This window comes from Paenibacillus sp. MAHUQ-63 (assembly GCF_028765165.1).
Taxonomy (GTDB): Bacteria; Bacillota; Bacilli; order Paenibacillales; family NBRC-103111; genus Paenibacillus_E.
The window spans coordinates 21,208-40,511 of the sequence record NZ_JARADB010000001.1 but is presented as its reverse complement, the minus strand read 5'-3'; the positions used below and the strand labels follow the sequence as shown (position 1 = coordinate 40,511).

Annotated in this window: 14 protein-coding genes; 12 read left to right on the top strand and 2 right to left on the bottom strand. The window is 46.5% G+C overall.

The features are described from left to right. Positions 1 to 13 precede the first annotated feature (13 nt). Both PUT07_RS00155 and PUT07_RS00150 read left to right on the top strand, forming a co-directional pair. Complete coding sequence (locus PUT07_RS00155; RefSeq protein ID WP_274465697.1) at positions 14 to 3,298, top strand: endo-1,4-beta-xylanase; 3,285 nt, start codon at positions 14 to 16, stop codon at positions 3,296 to 3,298. A 276-nt stretch (positions 3,299 to 3,574) separates the two neighbouring features. Continuing rightward, on the top strand, positions 3,575 to 4,372 hold the full coding sequence (locus tag PUT07_RS00150; protein ID WP_274465696.1) for a phosphotransferase family protein: 798 nt from the start codon (positions 3,575 to 3,577) through the stop codon (positions 4,370 to 4,372). Between the two features lie 131 nt (positions 4,373 to 4,503). Here the strand turns inward: PUT07_RS00150 and PUT07_RS00145 are convergent, their stop codons facing one another. Continuing rightward, complete coding sequence (locus PUT07_RS00145; protein ID WP_274465695.1) at positions 4,504 to 5,388, bottom strand: LysR family transcriptional regulator; 885 nt, start codon at positions 5,386 to 5,388, stop codon at positions 4,504 to 4,506. Positions 5,389 to 5,508: 120 nt separating this feature from the next. Here PUT07_RS00145 and PUT07_RS00140 point away from each other — a divergent pair, with 120 nt between their 5' ends. The 8 genes from PUT07_RS00140 (at position 5,509) to PUT07_RS00110 (ending at position 14,163) form a co-directional block, all read left to right on the top strand. Next, a complete protein-coding gene (locus PUT07_RS00140) occupies positions 5,509 to 6,459 on the top strand; it encodes a DMT family transporter (RefSeq protein ID WP_274465694.1) in 951 nt (316 codons plus the stop codon). A gap of 74 nt (positions 6,460 to 6,533) precedes the next feature. After that, positions 6,534 to 6,740 (top strand): DUF3973 domain-containing protein, encoded by a 207-nt coding sequence (locus tag PUT07_RS35515; protein WP_379239319.1) that lies wholly within the window; start codon positions 6,534 to 6,536, stop codon positions 6,738 to 6,740. A 282-nt stretch (positions 6,741 to 7,022) separates the two neighbouring features. Then, the gene (locus PUT07_RS00135; protein WP_310190369.1) at positions 7,023 to 8,372 is read left to right on the top strand and encodes an ABC transporter substrate-binding protein; all 1,350 of its coding nucleotides are present in this window, start codon (positions 7,023 to 7,025) and stop codon (positions 8,370 to 8,372) included. A gap of 78 nt (positions 8,373 to 8,450) precedes the next feature. Beyond that, positions 8,451 to 9,383 (top strand): carbohydrate ABC transporter permease, encoded by a 933-nt coding sequence (locus tag PUT07_RS00130; RefSeq protein WP_274465693.1) that lies wholly within the window; start codon positions 8,451 to 8,453, stop codon positions 9,381 to 9,383. After that, the gene (locus PUT07_RS00125) at positions 9,383 to 10,210 is read left to right on the top strand and encodes a carbohydrate ABC transporter permease (protein WP_274465692.1); all 828 of its coding nucleotides are present in this window, start codon (positions 9,383 to 9,385) and stop codon (positions 10,208 to 10,210) included. The genes PUT07_RS00130 and PUT07_RS00125 overlap by 1 nt, the downstream gene beginning before the upstream one ends. Before the next feature lie 130 nt (positions 10,211 to 10,340). Beyond that, positions 10,341 to 12,122: a cache domain-containing sensor histidine kinase gene (locus PUT07_RS00120; RefSeq protein ID WP_274465691.1), complete on the top strand. Its 1,782-nt coding sequence runs from the start codon at positions 10,341 to 10,343 to the stop codon at positions 12,120 to 12,122. Continuing rightward, a complete protein-coding gene (locus PUT07_RS00115; RefSeq protein WP_274465690.1) occupies positions 12,119 to 13,720 on the top strand; it encodes a response regulator in 1,602 nt (533 codons plus the stop codon). The genes PUT07_RS00120 and PUT07_RS00115 overlap by 4 nt, the downstream gene beginning before the upstream one ends. A 20-nt stretch (positions 13,721 to 13,740) precedes the next feature. Continuing rightward, positions 13,741 to 14,163, top strand: a complete 423-nt coding sequence (locus tag PUT07_RS00110; protein ID WP_274467406.1) for a DUF5995 family protein — start codon at positions 13,741 to 13,743, stop codon at positions 14,161 to 14,163. Positions 14,164 to 14,338: 175 nt separating this feature from the next. Here the strand turns inward: PUT07_RS00110 and PUT07_RS00105 are convergent, their stop codons facing one another. Next, positions 14,339 to 15,211 carry an AraC family transcriptional regulator gene (locus tag PUT07_RS00105; RefSeq protein ID WP_274465689.1) on the bottom strand — a complete coding sequence of 291 codons (873 nt, stop codon included), beginning with the start codon at positions 15,209 to 15,211 and terminating at the stop codon, positions 14,339 to 14,341. A 78-nt stretch (positions 15,212 to 15,289) separates the two neighbouring features. On the opposite strand from PUT07_RS00105, the gene PUT07_RS00100 reads away from it, so the two are divergent. Both PUT07_RS00100 and PUT07_RS00095 read left to right on the top strand, forming a co-directional pair. Continuing rightward, positions 15,290 to 17,386, top strand: a complete 2,097-nt coding sequence (locus tag PUT07_RS00100; protein WP_338000729.1) for a glycoside hydrolase family 31 protein — start codon at positions 15,290 to 15,292, stop codon at positions 17,384 to 17,386. A 113-nt stretch (positions 17,387 to 17,499) separates the two neighbouring features. After that, complete coding sequence (locus PUT07_RS00095) at positions 17,500 to 18,939, top strand: glycosyl hydrolase family 28 protein (RefSeq protein ID WP_274465687.1); 1,440 nt, start codon at positions 17,500 to 17,502, stop codon at positions 18,937 to 18,939. Positions 18,940 to 19,304 lie beyond the last annotated feature (365 nt).

Sequence of the window (19,304 nt, the reverse complement as noted above, 5' to 3'; positions counted from 1 at the left end):
GAGTAAAACGAAGATGAACCGTGAAAAATTCTTAATCAACGTCTCCCGCATCCTCGTCGTCATCATGCTGTTCTCTTTATTCGCGTCTGCCCCCGTCCCGGCCGCTGCGGCTGAAGGCGAACGGACACAAGAACTGAACGACCTCATTGCACAAGCCGAAGCTTTAAAAGCCGGCAACGAGGAATTCCCGCTCCAGATTAGTCACACTGACGTTGGATCCGATGTGAATAAAGCTTTCCCCTGGGTGTTCGCCGACGAACTCCAAGAACTGGATAACGCGCTTGAGTTCGCGCGCGATGCGCACACTCCGGCCAACGAAGCCATTGCCAGTCTTGAAAACGCAATAGCGAGTTTCACTGGAAAGATCAAAGCGGATGGTTCCAATCCCTATTTCCGTCTTGATCCGGGTCCTGGTAAAATACCTGTAAAAATTACCGCGCCCACCAATGTCTGGACCTCAAGAACCCCGCTTGACAACCGTGTTCCCACCGACTTTGCTGGTGGTACATTCAAAATGATTCCGTATCCTTTTGCAGATTCTCAAGGCAAAGCTGATGTGCTCCAGATCAATTACGTCCATAACGGAAAAACCATCTTCGGAGGAATGTCTCTTCAATCTCCGTTGTCCCCGAGTGTAGATGTTCCCGCAGGCTCAACTATTGAGTTTGATGTGTACTATCCCAAGAGCGCTCAGGGAAAATTCATGAGGTGGAGAATCAGAAATGCAGGCTCTGACATCGATACCTACCTCAGGGAATACGAGTACAACAACCTTAACCCCGACTGGATTGGCAGCTACAACGGTGAAACCTGGTTGTTGAAGCACACTAGCATTACCGCCACAACAGGCACTTCCTCTAACTTCATTCTTGAACTCCATGGCGAGAACGGCCGTCCCGCAGAAACCGGTATGCTTCTTGTCGCCAACATCCAAATAACCGCACCGGACCCTAACGGTGTTGCGCTTCCTAACGTTGTCAACAATGAAAACCAGAGTGTCGTAACGCCTTTAAAGAATATTTACAACAGGCAAAATGGCACGTTCATGGTCGGTACGATCGGAACCGGAGCAGTAACCGGAACCAGAGCCAATCACTATGAAATCTTTGTCGACGGCAACAATCTCAAGGCAGATGGTACGCATCCCCGCGGCCCGAGTTGGTTGAAAAGCGTTACCGGCGAGGCTCTAAGCGGCGCAACCACCACCCCTGGTATAGGTGAATACAGTTTCCCGACCAGCTCTTATCAAGCGATCAGGGATTCCGGAACTCCAGGTCAGTACAAGTCTCACGCTCACGTCTTGGCATGGTACAACCAGGCACCTGCATGGATGAGGCAGATGATTCCCGCGACACTTCCCTTGGGATATAATGGAACAACTGATTACTACGGATTGGGCAACGGCGTTACAACAACGGTTAAGGTAGACAGGGAAATGGCAAGAAGAGTGCAGTATAACCACACAATGTATGTGATGCGGCACTTCCTGACCACGGATACGAAGTATGGCTCAAGTGTATCCCGCGGAGTAATCCCCTTCAATTCATGGGACGTACTCAACGAAGAGGTCCACGAAAGCCGCCACAGCGAAACCATCCCTGCGGATCCGAACAGCTGGAGACAGACACTCAAAAACACCAACTGGCTTTCTGCAATGTCGGATAATCTAATTGGCGGCGACATCTCCGAGCATTACATTTACTTGCTCTTCAAATACGCGCACATCGCGGCCCCCAACGCCAAGATGGCGGCAGCTTACAAAGCCAACTACGCTAACCTTCCCGCGTACATGAAGCTCGACGGACACGACAACGTTGGCAGCATTGATGCGTATATCGTTAACGATCCTCCGAAGCTGACCTATAACGATTACGACATTTCTAATCGCACCAAAGCAAGAACTGTCTACAACATGGTTCGCGCACTGAACACCGCATGGCTCTCCGATCCGCTGTATGACGGAAGACCTCTAATCGAAGACATCGGTATCCAGGGACACGATTCGATTGGAAAGACCCTTGCAAGCGATAACCAATTTGCCATGGCCCTCTATGCTTCTCTCGTTGACGAAGGCCTTCTATCCGGTATTGCCTATTCAGAACTTGACCTTAAGATGCCAACTAACACCCCAGGTGGTGGTGCGGTCGCTCCCGCAGTGCTCAATGTCAGACAGTCTGACGCCCTCGGTTATGAGTACGCGCTGATGTACAAACTGTTCAACAAGTTCGCACCTTACATCGATCACATCATCAGCTGGGGCGTAGCCGGTTCGGGATGGCAGGGAAGCTATGTGCTGTTCGACAGTCAGAGCAATGCCAATGCCGGCTACTATGGCGCCGTGAATCCGGACAGATTCATTCTCGGACATTCTTACCTGGATGATTTCTTTGCAGGCGAACACGAGAAACTCCAGAACAGCTATGCAATTGATCTAGGCGATCTTGGAATTTATACACCCGGTAATGGAGAAGCCAAATCGCTTACAGCGACAATTGCAGCTAACAACAGTGTGACACCTGGAAGTACTTTCACAGCAGCTGTTAGCCTGGATAGCGTGACACAAAGCGTATACGCACAGGATATCACGCTAAGCTATGATTCCAGCGTATTCGATTATGTCAGTGCAGCGGGTGCAACCAGTAACATTCAGGTTCTGAAAGAAGATACCGCTACACTTGGAAAGGTGAGAATCATTTCCGTTAATATCGGAGGCGTATCCGGAACCAGCACACCTGTTCTAAATATAACCTTTAGGGTAAAGTCCGGGGTTCAGAATACAACGGGTACCGTTGCTGTCTCCCAAGCGAAGGTTGGCGGTTCTGATGGAACCGTAACCACTGCGGCACTGAGCAGCAAGACTATATCCGTTGGTGCTATTCAAATAGATGTGGATAAAACTGCTTTAAATGCAGCAATTACGAGTGCACAAGCCCTGTACAGCGCGGCTATAGTAGGTACTCAACCTGGCCAATATCCGCAAGCAGCTAAAGACGCACTCCTTGAAGCAATTAACACCGCAATTGCTGTAAGAGACCATGCAAGCGCGACTCAAGCCCAAGTTGACAGTGCTCTCACAGCCCTCAACACCTCCATTGATGTCTTCAAAGCAACAGCTAATAAGTCTGCAGACATTAACGGAGATGGAGACACTAACGTAGGTGACCTCGCGATTGTAGCTTATCACTACGGCAAGAACTCCATCAGCGAAGATTGGGCAAAAGCTAAGGTTGCAGATATGAACGACGATAACAAAATTGATATCTTGGATCTTGCGTATGTCGCAACCAACATCAATTAATTCGTTAGTTATATTGTATTTGTAAAATAGCAATTATAAAAAACTGCCGCATTGAAGCGGCAGTTTTTTTGTAATTGGGTTCTTGTGTCCAGCCTTGTTTTATTGTGCGATACTAAGGAGAATCTATAGTAGGATTCGGGACAGTTTCTATTGCAATGCTATCGAGGTAATTTCAGTTGATCAGATCGAATGAACAACCTAAACGGGAGATTTTACCTTATTTCGATTATAGTAATTCATAGGAATATTATTCTAATATGGAATAGGGTGTTTCTTATGAGAGTGGGCGAACGGATTGGCAGAGGCAACACTGCGGATATTTATGCACTAGGGTCGAAACAGGTCCTTAAAGTATTTCGCGACCCGAAACTGCTTGACCTGGAGCGGAATATTAGTGCCACTATTGAGGAATTGGCGGTAGGAGCCCCGACATTTTATGGAAAGGTAGAAACTGACGGGCTTACCGGACTTGCATATGAGAGGATCCTGGGGCCTTCCATGCTAGAGATTCTAATGAGTCAGCCGGAAAAAGCTGCAGAATACGGTCGTCAGCTGGCGCAGCTTCACGCTAAGTTACACAGTGTCAAGGCAACCGGTCGTTTGGAGCCCATTAAAAGTCGACTGGCATATATGATCAGCGGCATTCGTCACGTCGGCTTCGAGCCGTTACGATCGGTGATCGAAAGCCGTCTATCCGAGCTTCCCGGGGGTGATCATCTTTGCCATGGTGACTTCCATCCTGGCAATGTACTTTTAAGTCAGAGGGGTCCTGTCGTCATCGATTGGATGACCGCCGTATGTGGTCCGGCACAAGCCGATGCAGCCAGAACGATCCTTATTCTGCGTCACGCAGTCTTACCGGCGGAGCTTCCCGAGGTCATTATCCAGACGTTTGCTCAGCTTAGAACTATATTAATGCAAACTTACGAGGACACGTATCTCGAACTGACCGGATACAGCCGGGAGGAGCTCGCTAAGTGGGAGCTTCCGCTAATAGCGGCACGCCTAGGAGAAAGCGTCCCAGTGGAGGAGCAGCGCACTCTGCTTGATATCATACAGAGCCAGATAAACTAGTTTGCATCACTTAGAGAATTAGGCTAGCGATTCGAAAATGGAGTCAGAAATTATGAGAACAGTCGCAGAGTACCGGCGGTTATGCTGGTGCGCTGCGACTGTTTTTTGGTTTATCTGATGAAATCCTCATTCTATTTCATCTCAGCTTGAATGGGGAACAACTTCTGAGCGTTCTCGATAAAAGTTTTAACCGCAATGGTACAGTCCTCAACGGGACCGGAAGCAATGTGAATATCCCGGTATGCTGCGGGGGAGACAGGTTTTAGAATTATACCGGAAGGAAGGTCCAATAGGGACAGCTCGGACATGACGGCCAATCCTTCGCCTGCAAGAATCATTTGAAGCGCAGTTCTGTAGTTGTAGAGGATGTATTTAATATTGGGCTCTACACCGGCACTTTCGAACCATTGCAGGACTGGAGGTTCGTAACCGGCTTTGCAGATCAGCATAGGTTCCTCTCGCAAATCTTCCGGTCTGATGATACTTTTTTCACTTAAAGGGTGATCATCTCTCATAACTGCATAAATGACTTCTCTGTAAAGTGGATGAGAGTTCGTCGTTTTATCCGAAGGGATAAGCAACCCCACATCAATGATCCGATTATCCAGCCATTCCTGAATATCCGCAATGGTACCTTCCAAAATGCTGAATTCGAGCTTTGGATATAGTTGTTTGATATGGCTGATCAGTTTGGGAACGAAATAAGAAGCAGCAACCGGGAATGCACCAATTCGGACATTGCCGGTTTCCATCCCTTTTTCATTCGAGATTTCCTGATCAATCTTATCGTACCCTTGAAGAATCTTTCGGAAGATCGGTAAGATTCGCTCTCCAACGGGCGTGAGGGCGACGCCTAGACGCCGGTCTCTAGTAAGGAGCGTTACTCCCAGTTCGCGTTCCAGTGAAGTGATAGCACGGCTGACGGCAGGCTGTGTCATATTCATTATTTTCCCGGCAGAAGTAAAGCTTTGGGTCTCCGAGATAGCAACAATCAACTGAAGAAGTGATCTATTCATACCAAATATGATATCTCCTTAATAACTTATATTCATTTCATTTATGATAAAGTTTATTGTAACATGATAATAGAACAAGAGAAAGAAGTACCTAAAATAGAGTGGGTGAGGTGTTTGGTTATGAAAGCTAAAGCATGGATTTTTCTAATATTAGCTAATTTGTTCTGGGCAGGGAATTTGATTTTCGGCAAAGCGGTCACAACGGATTTCCCACCGATTTGGGCTTCCTTCTTGCGTTGGGCGATTGCTTCTGTCGTATTAATTCCAATGGCCCAGCTGCTGGAAAAGCCAAACTGGCTAAAGATATGGAGAAATAACTGGGGACTTATATTATTTCTTTCGATAGTGGGAGTTATGTTCTACACTCTTCTTACCTATACAGCACTCCAGCATACCTCATCGACAAACGGTAGTCTGATTAACAGTTTGACTCCGGCAGTTATGATTCTGTTGTCTCTGCTGTTCCTGAAGGACAAAATTTCGGTGCTGCAGGGAGTGGGACTGATATTATCTTTCTTAGGAGTATTAACTGTATTGACGAAGGGGCATCTCCTTGGCGTGTTCAGTACGCATTACAACCTAGGGGATGGCATTTTGCTCATAGCCGTGTTTCTTTGGGCGATCTATTCCATTATCAGTAAAAAAGCGCAGCAGCTGCCTCCAATTACATTTGTGGCATTCACAGCCTTTATCGGCGTCATTTGCATGTTTCCGTTACTTTTTATTCAACCTCTACAAACCGTGCATATCAATGCAATCGGGATTACGGGGGTCATCTATTTGGGCTTGTTCCCATCCATCGTTTCATTCTTGTTCTGGAATCAGGGAATCAAAATACTTGGACCGGGTAAAGCCAGCATCACGATGAATCTAATGCCGGTTTTCACGGCTATTCTGTCTGTGCTTACAGGACAGGAATTACTTGTCTCCCAGATTGTTGGCGGCGTTATAGTTATTGTGGGGATGCTGCTGTCAGCCAACATATTTGCTGGATCGGGGAAATCCGTAACGAAACGCGTGGCTAAACGGTATGCAGGTATACAAGGAAAAGAGCAGCCCTCAAGTCATTAGTACTGTGACAGGATTGTGTACACTTTAACAAGACAGCCCCAGACAGAAAAGTGGTACATAAGGGGGACTCATATATGTTTTACTGTTTGAAATGTCATGCGGTCCATGAAAAAGTTTCCACTTCAGACATAGTCATAAAGACAGGATTTAAAGCATTACTAAAGAATACTTTGTATGTTGGATACTGTACCAACCATACCTTTACTAGAATTAGAATGACTGAAACACACGAAAAGGGGATTGTTACAGTAACAGAGACGGCTGGAAGCCTATTGTTTTAGGTCTGACATAGGGGTTCACTTAACCGAAAATCACAAGGACTTAACCGGCTATGAGTCTTACGACTTGTAGCCGGTATTTATTTTTCTAAAAAAAGGTAATAACAAAGAAAGGTATCTATCTACACTAAACTTCTTAAATTCCTGCATAATGAACTTAAAAAACAGCATACGAAACGATTTTGGGGTATGTTAGTCTTAAAACACGGAAGAAAAAAGAGTGTAGTGGGATAAAAACCAGTCCTACACATAGAATTCTTACCATATTGGGGAGGTTAAACGCACATGAAAAAGATGCAAAAAAATATCGTTCTAACCGTAACAAGCTTAACGGCACTATCGCTCGTTTTATCCGCTTGCGGAAGCGGCAACACAGGCACGAGCCCGGCTGCAACGGGAGCAGCAAGCACGAGCAGTGCGGCACCAAAGAAAAATGTGACATTCTCCATTGGTTATGCAACGGGCGACCCGGCAAGCAAGCAAGCGATGGCAGATGCAGTGGCTGCCTTCACTAAAGCGAATCCGAATATTAAGATTAACGACCTCTCCGAAGGAGGGATGGCCTCCTATTTGGACTGGCTTAAAACGAAGGATGCTGTTAACGAGTTCCCGGATCTCGTGGAGATGCGCGACACACAATTATTCTCTGAGGCTGGTAAAATTGCGGAACTACCGGCGGAATGGCTTGGATTGTTCAGTGACGCACCGAAATTGAACGGCAAAAATTGGACGGCGCCTATTGCAGGTACAGCACCTCAAGGTATCATTTACAGCAAAAAAGCTTACGCAGATGCAGGTATAACGTCCGAGCCGAAGACTTATGATGAATTTTTGGCTATTCAAGAAAAGCTGAAAGCGAAAGGAATTACGCCGCTGACCTTCGGGGGGAAGGATATTTTCCACTGGGGATTCTGGGTGAACAAATACCTGATGGACGATGTTTTTGCGGATGATCCGAACTGGAATTCCAAACGTACCAAAGGGCAAGCGAGCTTTACCGATGCCGGCCCGTCGCAGGCTATGAAGGATTTTAGTGAATTGTTTACGAAAGGTTACGTGGACAAAGGGTTCTTAAGTACAGCCGACAACCAAACTTCTTCTATGCTCGTAACCGGCAAAGCTGCTCAACTGTTCTCAGGTCCATGGATGTTCTCTCAAATCTCACAAGCGGATTCTAAATTTGAATTCGGCTGGTATCCGGTGCCAGACCGTAAGGGCAGAATTGTCGTGAACGGCCTAAACACGCTTCAAGGGTGGTCCATTTCCACCAAAGCAAATCAGGATGCGGATAAGAAAGCTGCCATCACAGAATTTGTGAAATTCTTCTTCTCGAAGGATCAATATACGAAGTTTATGAAGTCTGTGAACGGGATCCCAACTACAAAAGAAACCATCACTTATGACAGCGGACCGCAAATGAAACGAGTGCTTGAAGTCATGAATGATCCTAAAACAATTAAATCGCTGCAAATCAACAGCTTCTGGGGCGACAACCAAATGCCTCCACAATGGCGTAACTGGTTCTATAAGCTTGCACAAGAATGGCTGACCAAAGGCGACTTCAGTGTAGACTACTTGAAAAAGGCCGATGCTGAATGGGATGCCAACGTGAAAGCGAACACAGCCGGCAAATAGATGTAAAGGGGCGAGAGCAATCTTCTGCCAGCGCAGAACGATTGCTCCTTCCCAATCGCAGTTCTAAGGAGTGAGAGTATGGCGAAAGCGGAAACTGTACATGCAAGGACATACACGAGGGCGGAAGCCAAAAAGAAAAGAAAATGGCTCTCCTTCTCCGTTCTTTTTATCTTACCTTCTTTTATTCTATATACCTTATTCGTTATTTATCCAACTCTAAACAGCTTTAATCTAAGCTTTACCAACTGGGATGGGGTTAGTGAAGAGATTCATTATATCGGCTTCGATAACTTTGTTGAGATGTTTCATAGCGAGCGAGTCTACAATGCATTGAAGAACACATTGATTTTATCGGTATTATTGGTTGTGTTGGAAAATGTGATAGCTATTCTGCTAGCTATGCTAGTGGATCAGGTTCGCTGGTTTAAAAATTTAGTGCGAAGCGTTTTCTATTTCCCCGTTCTCCTAAGCGGCATTGTTATGGGGTTTGTATGGACAATTATTTTCAATTATAACTTCGGAGTCATCTCCCAGTTGCTTGACCGGATCAGCTTGGGCGATTACAAGATTGACTGGTTGGGAAATCCCAACTACGCCTTGATTGCAATCGTTATTACCACGGTCTGGAAAAGCTCGGGGTACTATATGATCATTTATTTGGCAGGTTTACAGGGGATCCCATCCGAGCTCCACGAAGCGGCGGCTATTGACGGTGCGAATCGCCTGCAGCAATTCCGGCATATCACTTTCCCGCTATTAGCTGGAGCAATGACGGTTTGTGTGATGTTATCCATGATTGGGGCATTGAAGATCTTCGATCAAATTGCTGTAATGACGGATGGAGGGCCGGGCTTCGCGACGGAGACCCTTACGTATATTGTCTATAAAGTAGGCTTCGGTGAGCTTCGGCAAGGCTACGGTACAGCGCTGTCTCTCGTTTTATTCATCCTGATTCTTATCGTATCGTTGATTCAAATTAAAGTGCTGCGGCAACGGGAGGTGCAGATGTAATGCAAAAATCCAGTAAAGGATTCGATATCATCCTGTTTGTCATTACCGTTATTTTGGCCATCCTGTTCTTCTTTCCGGTGTATTTTAGTTTAATCTCATCTTTTAAGTCGAACGGCGAGATATTGCGTGATGCCATCGCGTTTCCTACAAGCTTATATTTGGATAGCTTCAAGTACTTGTTGACCCAAACTGAGTTCCCGAAAGCCATGATGAACAGTATGATCTTAACCGTAGTATCCATTTTCTTCATGGTTCTGATCATCCCTATGGCGGCATACGCGATTGAACGGACACAAAAAAAATGGACCCATTTTATTTATGTGTACTATCTAGCGGGCATGATGATCCCGTTTCAAGTCTATATGATTCCCTTGTTTAAAGAAATGAGGACTCTCGGCTTATACGGTTCTTTGTCCGCTCCGATTCTTATCTACGTCTCGGGGTCTGTGGGGATGGGGGTTCTGTTGTTCACGAGCTTCATCAAAGGCATTCCTGCTGAAATTGAAGAAGCGGCAGCTATTGACGGCTCCTCGAAAGTCCGTATTTTTTGGCAGATCGTGTTCCCGCTGCTTGGACCTTGTACGGCAAGTATGGTGGTCCTTCAGGGATTGGGAATTTGGAATGACTTCTTGATGCCGAGCTTGGTTCTTCATTCGGATCATAGAACGATGATTGTGGAGATTTTCAAATTCGTTGGCGAGCTTGCTTCCCAATGGGATATGGTATTCGCCGGCACAACGATGTCCATCCTACCTGTGCTGATTATTTTCATCGCTTTGCAGAAGTATTTTGTTAAGGGAATTGCCGCAGGCGCTACGAAAGGATAATGTCTGGAAACCGCTTCTGAATCTTCGGGAGCGGTTTTACCATATTTATAAGTGACACATGGGATAGGTTTTCCTTATTGAACCTGATATGATAAAAGCACTTCCTCCTCTGAGCTAGAAAGGGGCATACATGTTGAATCTATTCCAGTTTGGCAGGCTGCGAAAGAGTATTTTCGCCAAGTTCGCTTTTTCATTTATTATTGTAGGTTTAATACCGCTCTTAGTTTTAAGTTTCTTCTCATTGAACACCTACGGCAATTATATGGAGCGCTACTCCATCAACAACTTCGAGCAAATGGTACTTTATGCCGGCAAAAATGCGGATGATTTATATACGAAGTATAATAATATCTCCAAGATGATGTATTCATACGGACAGTATGCCAACAACGGCCAATTCGGCAGGGTTATTGCAGAACAAGTTTCACAGAAAGACAATCGGCTTACCGCTACGGTTGACGAATTTCTTCAGACGGTCGTGGCTTCGGACGTTCATATCCGCAGCGCCGCTTTTGTGTTTACGGAAGGCGGATACCAGGATTTAAACCGGGATGGAAGCCGGATTGACTTCCGATTCCAGTACCCGCCTGTCGAGTGGAAAAGAACGATGACTGAGAATTCAAAAGAGTTGGTGTTGTTCCCAACGCATCCGCAGGAATACTATCCCCACTCGGGTATGACGGTTATGACGTTCTCACGCAATTTAATTGATGTGATTGGCAGTCCGGGATTGGATGGCAAAGTCGTAGGCAGCTTGTTCTTCGATGTCTCCCTCAGCGCGTTCGATGAAATCTTTCAGCACTTGACGACCGATCAGAAGGATGTCATGTATGTGACGGACCAGGAAGGGCGCATCCTCTATAGCAATAAAATCAACCTGATCGGACAATTGTTCCAGCCCTCCGATTCTGAGGTATACCATTATGTCAAACATGATATGCCCAACTCCAATTGGAGCGTGATCGGAGAGGTCAATAAAAACGAGCTATTTAACAAAATTAACGGGATAAAAAGAACGATTGCCATCGTCATTGGTCTTTGTATCCTTTCGCTCGTGGTAGTAGCCGTTTGGTTCTCCAATAATCTATCCATTCCGATACGCCAAATTATCCGCAATATGACTCGAGTGGAATCCGGTGATTTCAATATGCAGGTTCAAGTCCGAACTTCCGATGAAATCGGTATGCTAGCCCGGGGCTTTAATAGGATGACGGACCGGTTGAAAAGCTTCATTGATGAAGTGTATGTAGCCCAAATTAAGCAAAAACAGGCCGAATTGACGGCTCTGAAGAGTCAAATACGTCCACACTATCTTTATAATACATTGGAAGTCATCAGAATGAGTGCGGTTGCCAATGATGATGATGAAGTGGCAGATATGATTCTCTCCTTATCCCAACAGTTGAAATATGTTTTGAATTATGGAGAAGAACACGTTACGCTCCTGGAGGAGAAGACAAACATCGAGCAATATTTCCGATTGATGAAGCTGCGGTACGGGGATCATCGATTGGCTTTGGATCTTCGAATCGATAGCGAGCTGCTGAACTGCATCTTACCCAAGCTGTCTATCCAACCGTTAGTAGAGAACGCGATCTACCACGGCATTATGCCCAAGTCAGGTAAGGGAACGATTCGGATTACGGGGGAGATAGAGAGGGGGCTTTTCATGCTTACTGTGGATGATGACGGGGTAGGTATGACGGAGGGTAAACTTCAAATGCTGAGAGATAAACTGGCAGGTAATGTTTCACCGGATCAAGAGGTAGGGGGGATCGGGATTAAGAATGTACATGACCGTATTACGGCCTTATACGGACCCGAGTTCGGAATTCGCGTGAACAGTACCCCGTATATCGGCACCTCCATCCAAATGATTCTTCCCTATAAGAAAGAGGTGAAAAGTGTATGATATCAGCGGTTCTGGCCGACGACGAGCCTATGATCATTAAAGGACTGAAGAAGCTCATTCCTTGGGAGGAGCACGGGATTCGAATTGTAGGTGAAGCTTGGACAGGCAGGGGACTCATGGAGCTTATTGAGACAGAGAAGCCTTCGCTGGTCATTACGGATATTAGCATGCCGGACTGGACCGGTATTGATGTGCTTAAAGAAATCGGGCGCAGAGGGCTGCGGGCTAAGGTGATTTTCATCAGTGCCTACCAAGAGTTCTCCTATGCCAAGGAGGCTGTTGCACTCGGAGCCGTAGACTATCTGGTGAAGCCCATCGAGAAAGGGCTGCTGCTGAATGCTGTGGAGAGAGCTTTATCTGTTCTAAAGGAAGAGTCGGAAGGCGTGCAATACAAGAGCAAACTAGCTGTCTATGAGCATAAAAACCGGAAGGCCAAACTGGAGGAGTTGTTTGATCGTCTCCTGGATGGAGACATTCGGAAAGAGGAAGCTGAACAGAAGCTGTACAGCTTGGATCCCGGTTATATATATAGCCGCTATACCGTTATGCTGCTTGAATCGAAACAACCGGGTGCGGATTCCCGTTGGGGCGAGCATGAGAAGCGGCTGCTTCTTTTTGCAATTGGCAATATGGCAGAAGAGCTTATCCATCGCAATGCGGTGGGCATTGTATTACGCAGAGGGGAACGGCTTTGCGCGGTGGTGAACCATGGCGAGGATATCGGAATACAGTCACTTGCTGAGGAAATGATTGTGAACGTGCAAAATTATCTGAAAGTTGTGCTGTCGATTGGAATCGGCAATGAAGTCACAGATTTGGAAGAGATGAAGTACTCCTATCAGACGGCTTCCGAGGCGCTAGGTCTCATTTTTTTCTCAAATGGCGGCAGGGCTCATTCTTTACTTGAAGAAAATTGGGATACCACTTTGTCCGAACGAGACCTTGGAGAAGCCAGACAGCTTGTCCTGCAGTCCATCGTTACGAAGGAACGCGGCAGGTTGGAGATCGAGCTGCCGGCCCTGTTCGAGAAAATTCGACTGTTCTCCCGCGGGAGAAAGGACAAAGCTGTGATGGCCTGTTACAATACGCTGCTGGAGTGGTCGGATGGATTAGAGGAAGTCGGCATTACCTTAACGCAATCCAGTGAAGAGCTTAAGGATCAGCTTACTTTCATGCAGCAGTTCTCCCATTATGAGGAGCTGGAGCAATATCTATCTGACTTGATTGAAGGTCTGCTCCAGCGGTTGGAATCAGGCGGCGGATTCAGGGAGGTGCAGCAGCTTCTGACGGTCAAAGCGTATATCGATCAGTATTATATGGAGAATATCACACTAGAAGGCGTTGCCTCCAAAATATTTATGAATCCGTACTACTTCAGCAGCTTTTTCAAGAAGCATACGCAAATGAATTTTAAGCAATATTTAACCGATGTTCGGATGAAACAAGCCGTTAGACTTTTGCTTCATACCGATATGAAGATTTATGAGATTGCCGAGCGTGTAGGGTATAACAACGCGAGACAGTTTAGCGATATGTTTAAAAAGCACTTCGGGAAGCTGCCGCAAGAATTCAAATCGCAAGGCGGGGCTAATAAGTAGAAGATCGAAGGAAAAATGCGATTTCGGTCCATCGGGCCGTATTTCAGCGTGTCTATTTGTTGATGACGCAGGAGATGCAAAAGCGTCTTGCATCCGGCTTTTTCCATGATACCGTTTGGATGGAGCGTGTTCTAGTCGGCTTCGCGAAGCTCTACTTCGATGCTGTCGATGCTTACGAGGCAGGGCTGCCCTGTTCACCTGCATGGGAGCTTGCTTTTCATGAGGCTGCCGTCAAATATGGCTTCGTACTGCAGGATGCTTTGCTTGGCATCAACACACACATCAATAATGACCTGCCCTTGGCACTGTATATGATACTGAGCGAGGACCAAGCATGGCCTGATGCACGAATTATGCTAAAGCGAGTCATTATCCAAATTCATTCTGACTCACTGCAGAACCAAGGGATGGCACAGTACCGAGCTTTTACTCGACGCTTCTAATGAGGAGCAGTGGGCCATTGAGCGGCAGCGAATTGAACATGATGCTTATGCAATTGGGCGGAAGGTCGCTTATTACCGCCCTTTTCGATTGATGAAAAAACTCGCTCCGTTGTCCAGGAGAGGGCGTTGGTTTTAAGCTTTTTTAGGAGGACAAGGCGGAGAAATCCGATTTCGGTCATACTTCCAGCTTTCTGAACTTCAAAGGCGTCATGCCTACTTCTCTTTTGAAGACTTGGATGAAATAAGAAGAATTCGGAAATCCGATCGCCTCTCCTATTTGTTCAACGGATAAGATCGTAGTGTCCAATAACCGGCAAGCTTGCTTGATCCTTCGTGCAGTTACATAATCGGTGAGGCTGCTCCCGGTTTCTTGTTGAAATACTTTCGATAGGTAGGAACTGGACAAATGCATGTGCTCTCCAAGCCGATCCAGGTTAATCTCTTCATGGAAATGGTCCTCGATCCACTGCATCATCAATTCCGAATATCGCTGAGCTCTCCTATCATGAGTATCTGCAGGAGGCAATTCGACATTTTTTCTTTCAACCGAGAGCAGACAGCTCATCAAATGAACAAATAAAAATGTCAGTTCCTCATCCTCTTCCCCTTTTCCCGCGAGGTAAGCTTGTTGATAGGCGCCAAATAGCCATTCTAAAATTTCAGCCTGGTGAGATAAATCGTAAACCTGACAGTCGCCTTTGCCCTGCCATAACGAGGTGAAAAGAGCATGACGGTTGGCGAAAGGACGCAAAAGTGTGTCCATAATGAGCGGATCGACATAAAAGATGGTGCGGCAGTAAGGGGTGTCTGGACTTACATCCGCATAAACTTGATGCAATTGAAAGGGTTGAAAGAAGAATAGCATGCCTCTGCGAATGTCATAGGTCTGGCGATTGAGGACGACACGGCCTTGCCCCTCATGAACGAACAGGATCTCGCAGCACTGATGCCAATGATAGTAGCCTTTAAAATTGCTCTGCATCCGAATAAGGTAATCCCAAAAGATCGTTCTTCGCTCTAAATTCACATACTCAAATAGCCGCTTCATGATCCTCCTGATATGACAAAAAATGAACATTTTCCGATATCATAACATAACTTTTCCGGAAATCGAAGTGATATACTGATGGAAATATTGCAAATGAGGTTATGTTTAATGGAGAACATTGCAAATGGCATTTGGAAATTAAGTTTTGGAACGACAGAGACGCATACACCTGTTAAATTACGTGAATCTTCAATTAACGCAGCAGCCTTAGAGAAACTTGATTGCAGCGGGACTTCTCCGTTTTCTGACAACGAAATTATTATGAAGCAAACGCCTCGAGGGGTTTATATGGAAATCCCTCTAAAAGCAACGGAGCATATTTATGGCTTCGGACTACAGCTGCATCGCACAGATCATACAGGCAGAAAGAAAGTGATCCGCGTAAATAGTGACCCTGTTGCGGATACGGGTGACAGCCATGCGCCGGTGCCTTTTTATGTTTCAACGGCCGGTTACGGTGTTTACGTGGATACAGCCCGTTATGCGACTTTTTACTGTGGAACGAACTTGCGCAAAGGAGCTTCCGAGTACAAGAAGCTTGAGCATAAGGAAATCGGAACCTCGGAGATTGAGCTGTATGGCTATCAGGAGACGGAAGGCGATCGATCTGTCGTGGTTGACGTACCGGCAGCACAGGGAATCGATGTGTATCTATTTGAAGGACCGACGTTGGTCAAGGCCGTTCAGCGGTATAACCTGTTCTCGGGAGGCGGCTGTCTGCCACCTATGTGGAGCCTTGGGATGTGGTACCGTGCGTACAGTGCGGCCAAACGTGAGGATGTGATGCGCTTAGCTGATGGGTTTAGAAAAGATCAAATGCCTGTCGATGTTTTTGGCTTTGAACCGGGATGGCAAACCAAGGCTTATTCATGCTCCTTTGTTTGGGATGACGTAAGGTTTCCGGAACATGAAGATATGCTGAATGAGCTGTATGCGAACAATTATCGTGTCAATCTGTGGGAGCATCTCTTTGTGCATCCAACTTCACCTATGTACCAAGAGCTGCTGCCTCATTCCGGGGATTACGAAGTTTGGGAAGGCTTAGTTCCTGATCTGTCTATACCTGAGGCGAAGGACGTGTTTACCAAACATCATTTGCATGCATTCGTGGATAAGGGGATCGCAGGGTTCAAGTTAGATGAATGCGATAGTTCCGATTTTGTTCATTCCAATTGGTCATTCCCGGACACCTCCGTATTCCCGTCTGGTATGGATGGGGAACAGATGCACAATATGATTGGTACTCTGTATCAATCGGTAATCCAAGCCCCTTTCGAAGAGGCAGGCCGAAGAACGTTGTCCCAAGTGCGTGCCTCCGGCGCCCTCGCGGCTCCGTTTCCATTTGTACTTTATAGCGATTTATATGACCATAAAGTGTTTATCCGTGGGGTCGTGAATGCGGGGTTCTCCGGACTTCTCTGGACCCCGGAAGTGCGCCAGGCGGCATCGGCGGAAGATTTAATACGTCGCATTCAGACAACCGTTTTCTCTCCAATGGCGCTTCTCAACTGCTGGCGTATTCCTAATCCGCCGTGGATGCAGGTGGATCGTGAATTAAATGTTCAAGGTGTATTTCTTGATAATGCTGAGGAGATCCAAGCGATTTGCCGAAATCTATTCGAAATTCGCATGTCGCTCATTCCGTATTTGTATGCCAGCTATGCGAAATACAATCAAAACGGATTACCTCCATTCCGAGCGCTCGTCATGGATTATCCGGATGACCCCAACACGTATGGGATCGACGATGCCTATATGATGGGAGATGCCATTCTGGTTGCTCCCATCGTAACGGGAACTTCAGAACGAAACGTTTACTTGCCCTTAGGCGAATGGCGTTGTTTCTGGACAGGCCAATCTTATTCAGGCGGGCAAACGTATACCTTGGCACCGGGACTTGAGCGAATTCCGGTATTTGTAAAAGAAGGAACGCTGCTTCCTCTTGCCAAGCCGCTTCCATACATTTCCGATGATACCGTCTTTGACATCACCGTAATTCGTTTCGGGGATCATCCTGAAGCGGCTTACCTCTATGAAGATGATGGAGAATCCTTTGAATTCCGGGATGGTCATTACAATTGGATCAAGCTGGACTGGGATGGAAGCTTAGCCATTGAACGAAGCGGTAATTATAAGGGCTTTAAGTATCGGATAACAGGCTGCGAGACTAGATAATTCAAGGGGCACGCAGGGGCGCACACATAGCGCTGAATAGAATGGGCGCCAACCGGCTAGCTGACTTGGCGTCCTGGGATTGAATTCAGACAAAGCTTGCAGGAGGATTAGTCGTGAATAAAACTGTCATATACCCAGCTCCCGCCGGAGCGCCCGCAAACGATGACTTCTCGGTGTGGGTACGAGTTCCTGGAGGAACTTGGGAAGAATTATTCGTATATCGGGTTAAGGTCGATATGCACGAAGTGCGCGCAGCTTCAATGGTATATTTCGACATGGAGGGAACGGTAGAGGTTAAGGTAACCGGCAACCGCTGCGGTATTAGCTTGGTCGCTATTCGACCCCTGTCAGCAGGAATTGTGTATGAGCAGAATGGGAACTCTCTTACCTTTCCGTTGGATCGTCCGCGAAAACTGTCCATTGAAGTGGATGGGGATCGGTTTCATAATCTGCATGTGTTCGCCAATCCGCTCGAGTCCGATGTTCCGGACATGCAGGAGGAAGGTGTCCTTGTGGTTGGGCCCGGTATTCACCGCAATGAGCAGCTGCTGGAAATGGCTGATGTACATACCGGATGTGTACGGGCACCTAAGGTCATTTATTTCGCTCCGGGCATGCATTGGCTGGAGGAGACCATTTTGCTTATTCCATCCCATACGACCGTTTACTTGGCGGGGGGCGCCGTGCTTGCCGGCTCGCTGGTATGCAGACATGCAGAGAATGTTACGATTCGCGGCCGAGGCATCATTTATTTGGAGGCATTCCACAGATTCTCGGCTTTCCGCGCCATTCGGCTGCAATTCTCGCGAAGCATCCACATTGAGGGTGTCATCACCGTGGATTCTCCTCATTACAGTATTTACATCGGGCAGTCGGCATACATTACGATCCGGAATTTCAAATCATTTAGCACCCGCGGTTGGTCGGATGGCATTGATATGATGGCTAGCTCGCATATCGACATTGATGACATTTTTATGCGTAATTCAGATGATTGCATTGCGATTTACGGAAGCCGCTGGCAGTATCGAGGGGGTTCGAGTGATATCACCGTGCGGAATTCCGTTCTATGGGCGGACGTTGCACATCCTATTAACTTGGGCTCACACGGCAACCATCAGGGGAACGGGGATCAAGTGAGCGGCATCCGGTTTGAGAATATCGATATTCTGGAGCATCATGAGCCGCAGCCCGATTATTGGGGGGCGATCGCTATTAATGCTGGGGATAATAATACCGTTCGTGATGTTGTGTTCGATAATATCCGGGTAGAGGATTTCCAACAGGGGCAATTGTTCGATCTACGGGTCGTCTGGAATGCGAAGTACAACCCGGTCCCTGGCAAGGGAATTTCAAATATTACATTCAAAGATATCACGTACTGCGGAAGACATGAGAATCCGTCTCGCATACATGGCTACAATGCGGAGCGGGGAGTGAGCGGGATCCGATTTATTAATGTGCAAGTGAATGGCGAATACTTGCAGGAGGCCAGCCGCAATTTTATTGATATAAATGAATTTACAGAGAATATCACTTTTGAGGTCATGTAAAAAAGCCCCTGCAGGGGCTTTTTCTGCTCACAAGCTTTGATTTATACAACTACAAGATAGGATAAATTATTTAGAAATGGGGAAATTATGTACCTCATGGCGTTTATTTAGATATGAAGCGGAGTGAGTAGGAGTGACTCATAATACATTTTGGTATGTGGGATTGAGTGTACTTTTTTTGATTTTACTTGCCTTCGTACTTTATAAACAAAGAAACATGCTTACGATATTCCAATTCCTCGTACTAGTCGAAATTGCGTATCTCATTGAAGCCGTCATCTATATTTTCTTGGGAAGCTATCTATATCACCCGAACATCATCAAATACAATTCATATTACGATAGCCATCTGGGTGCGATAACTT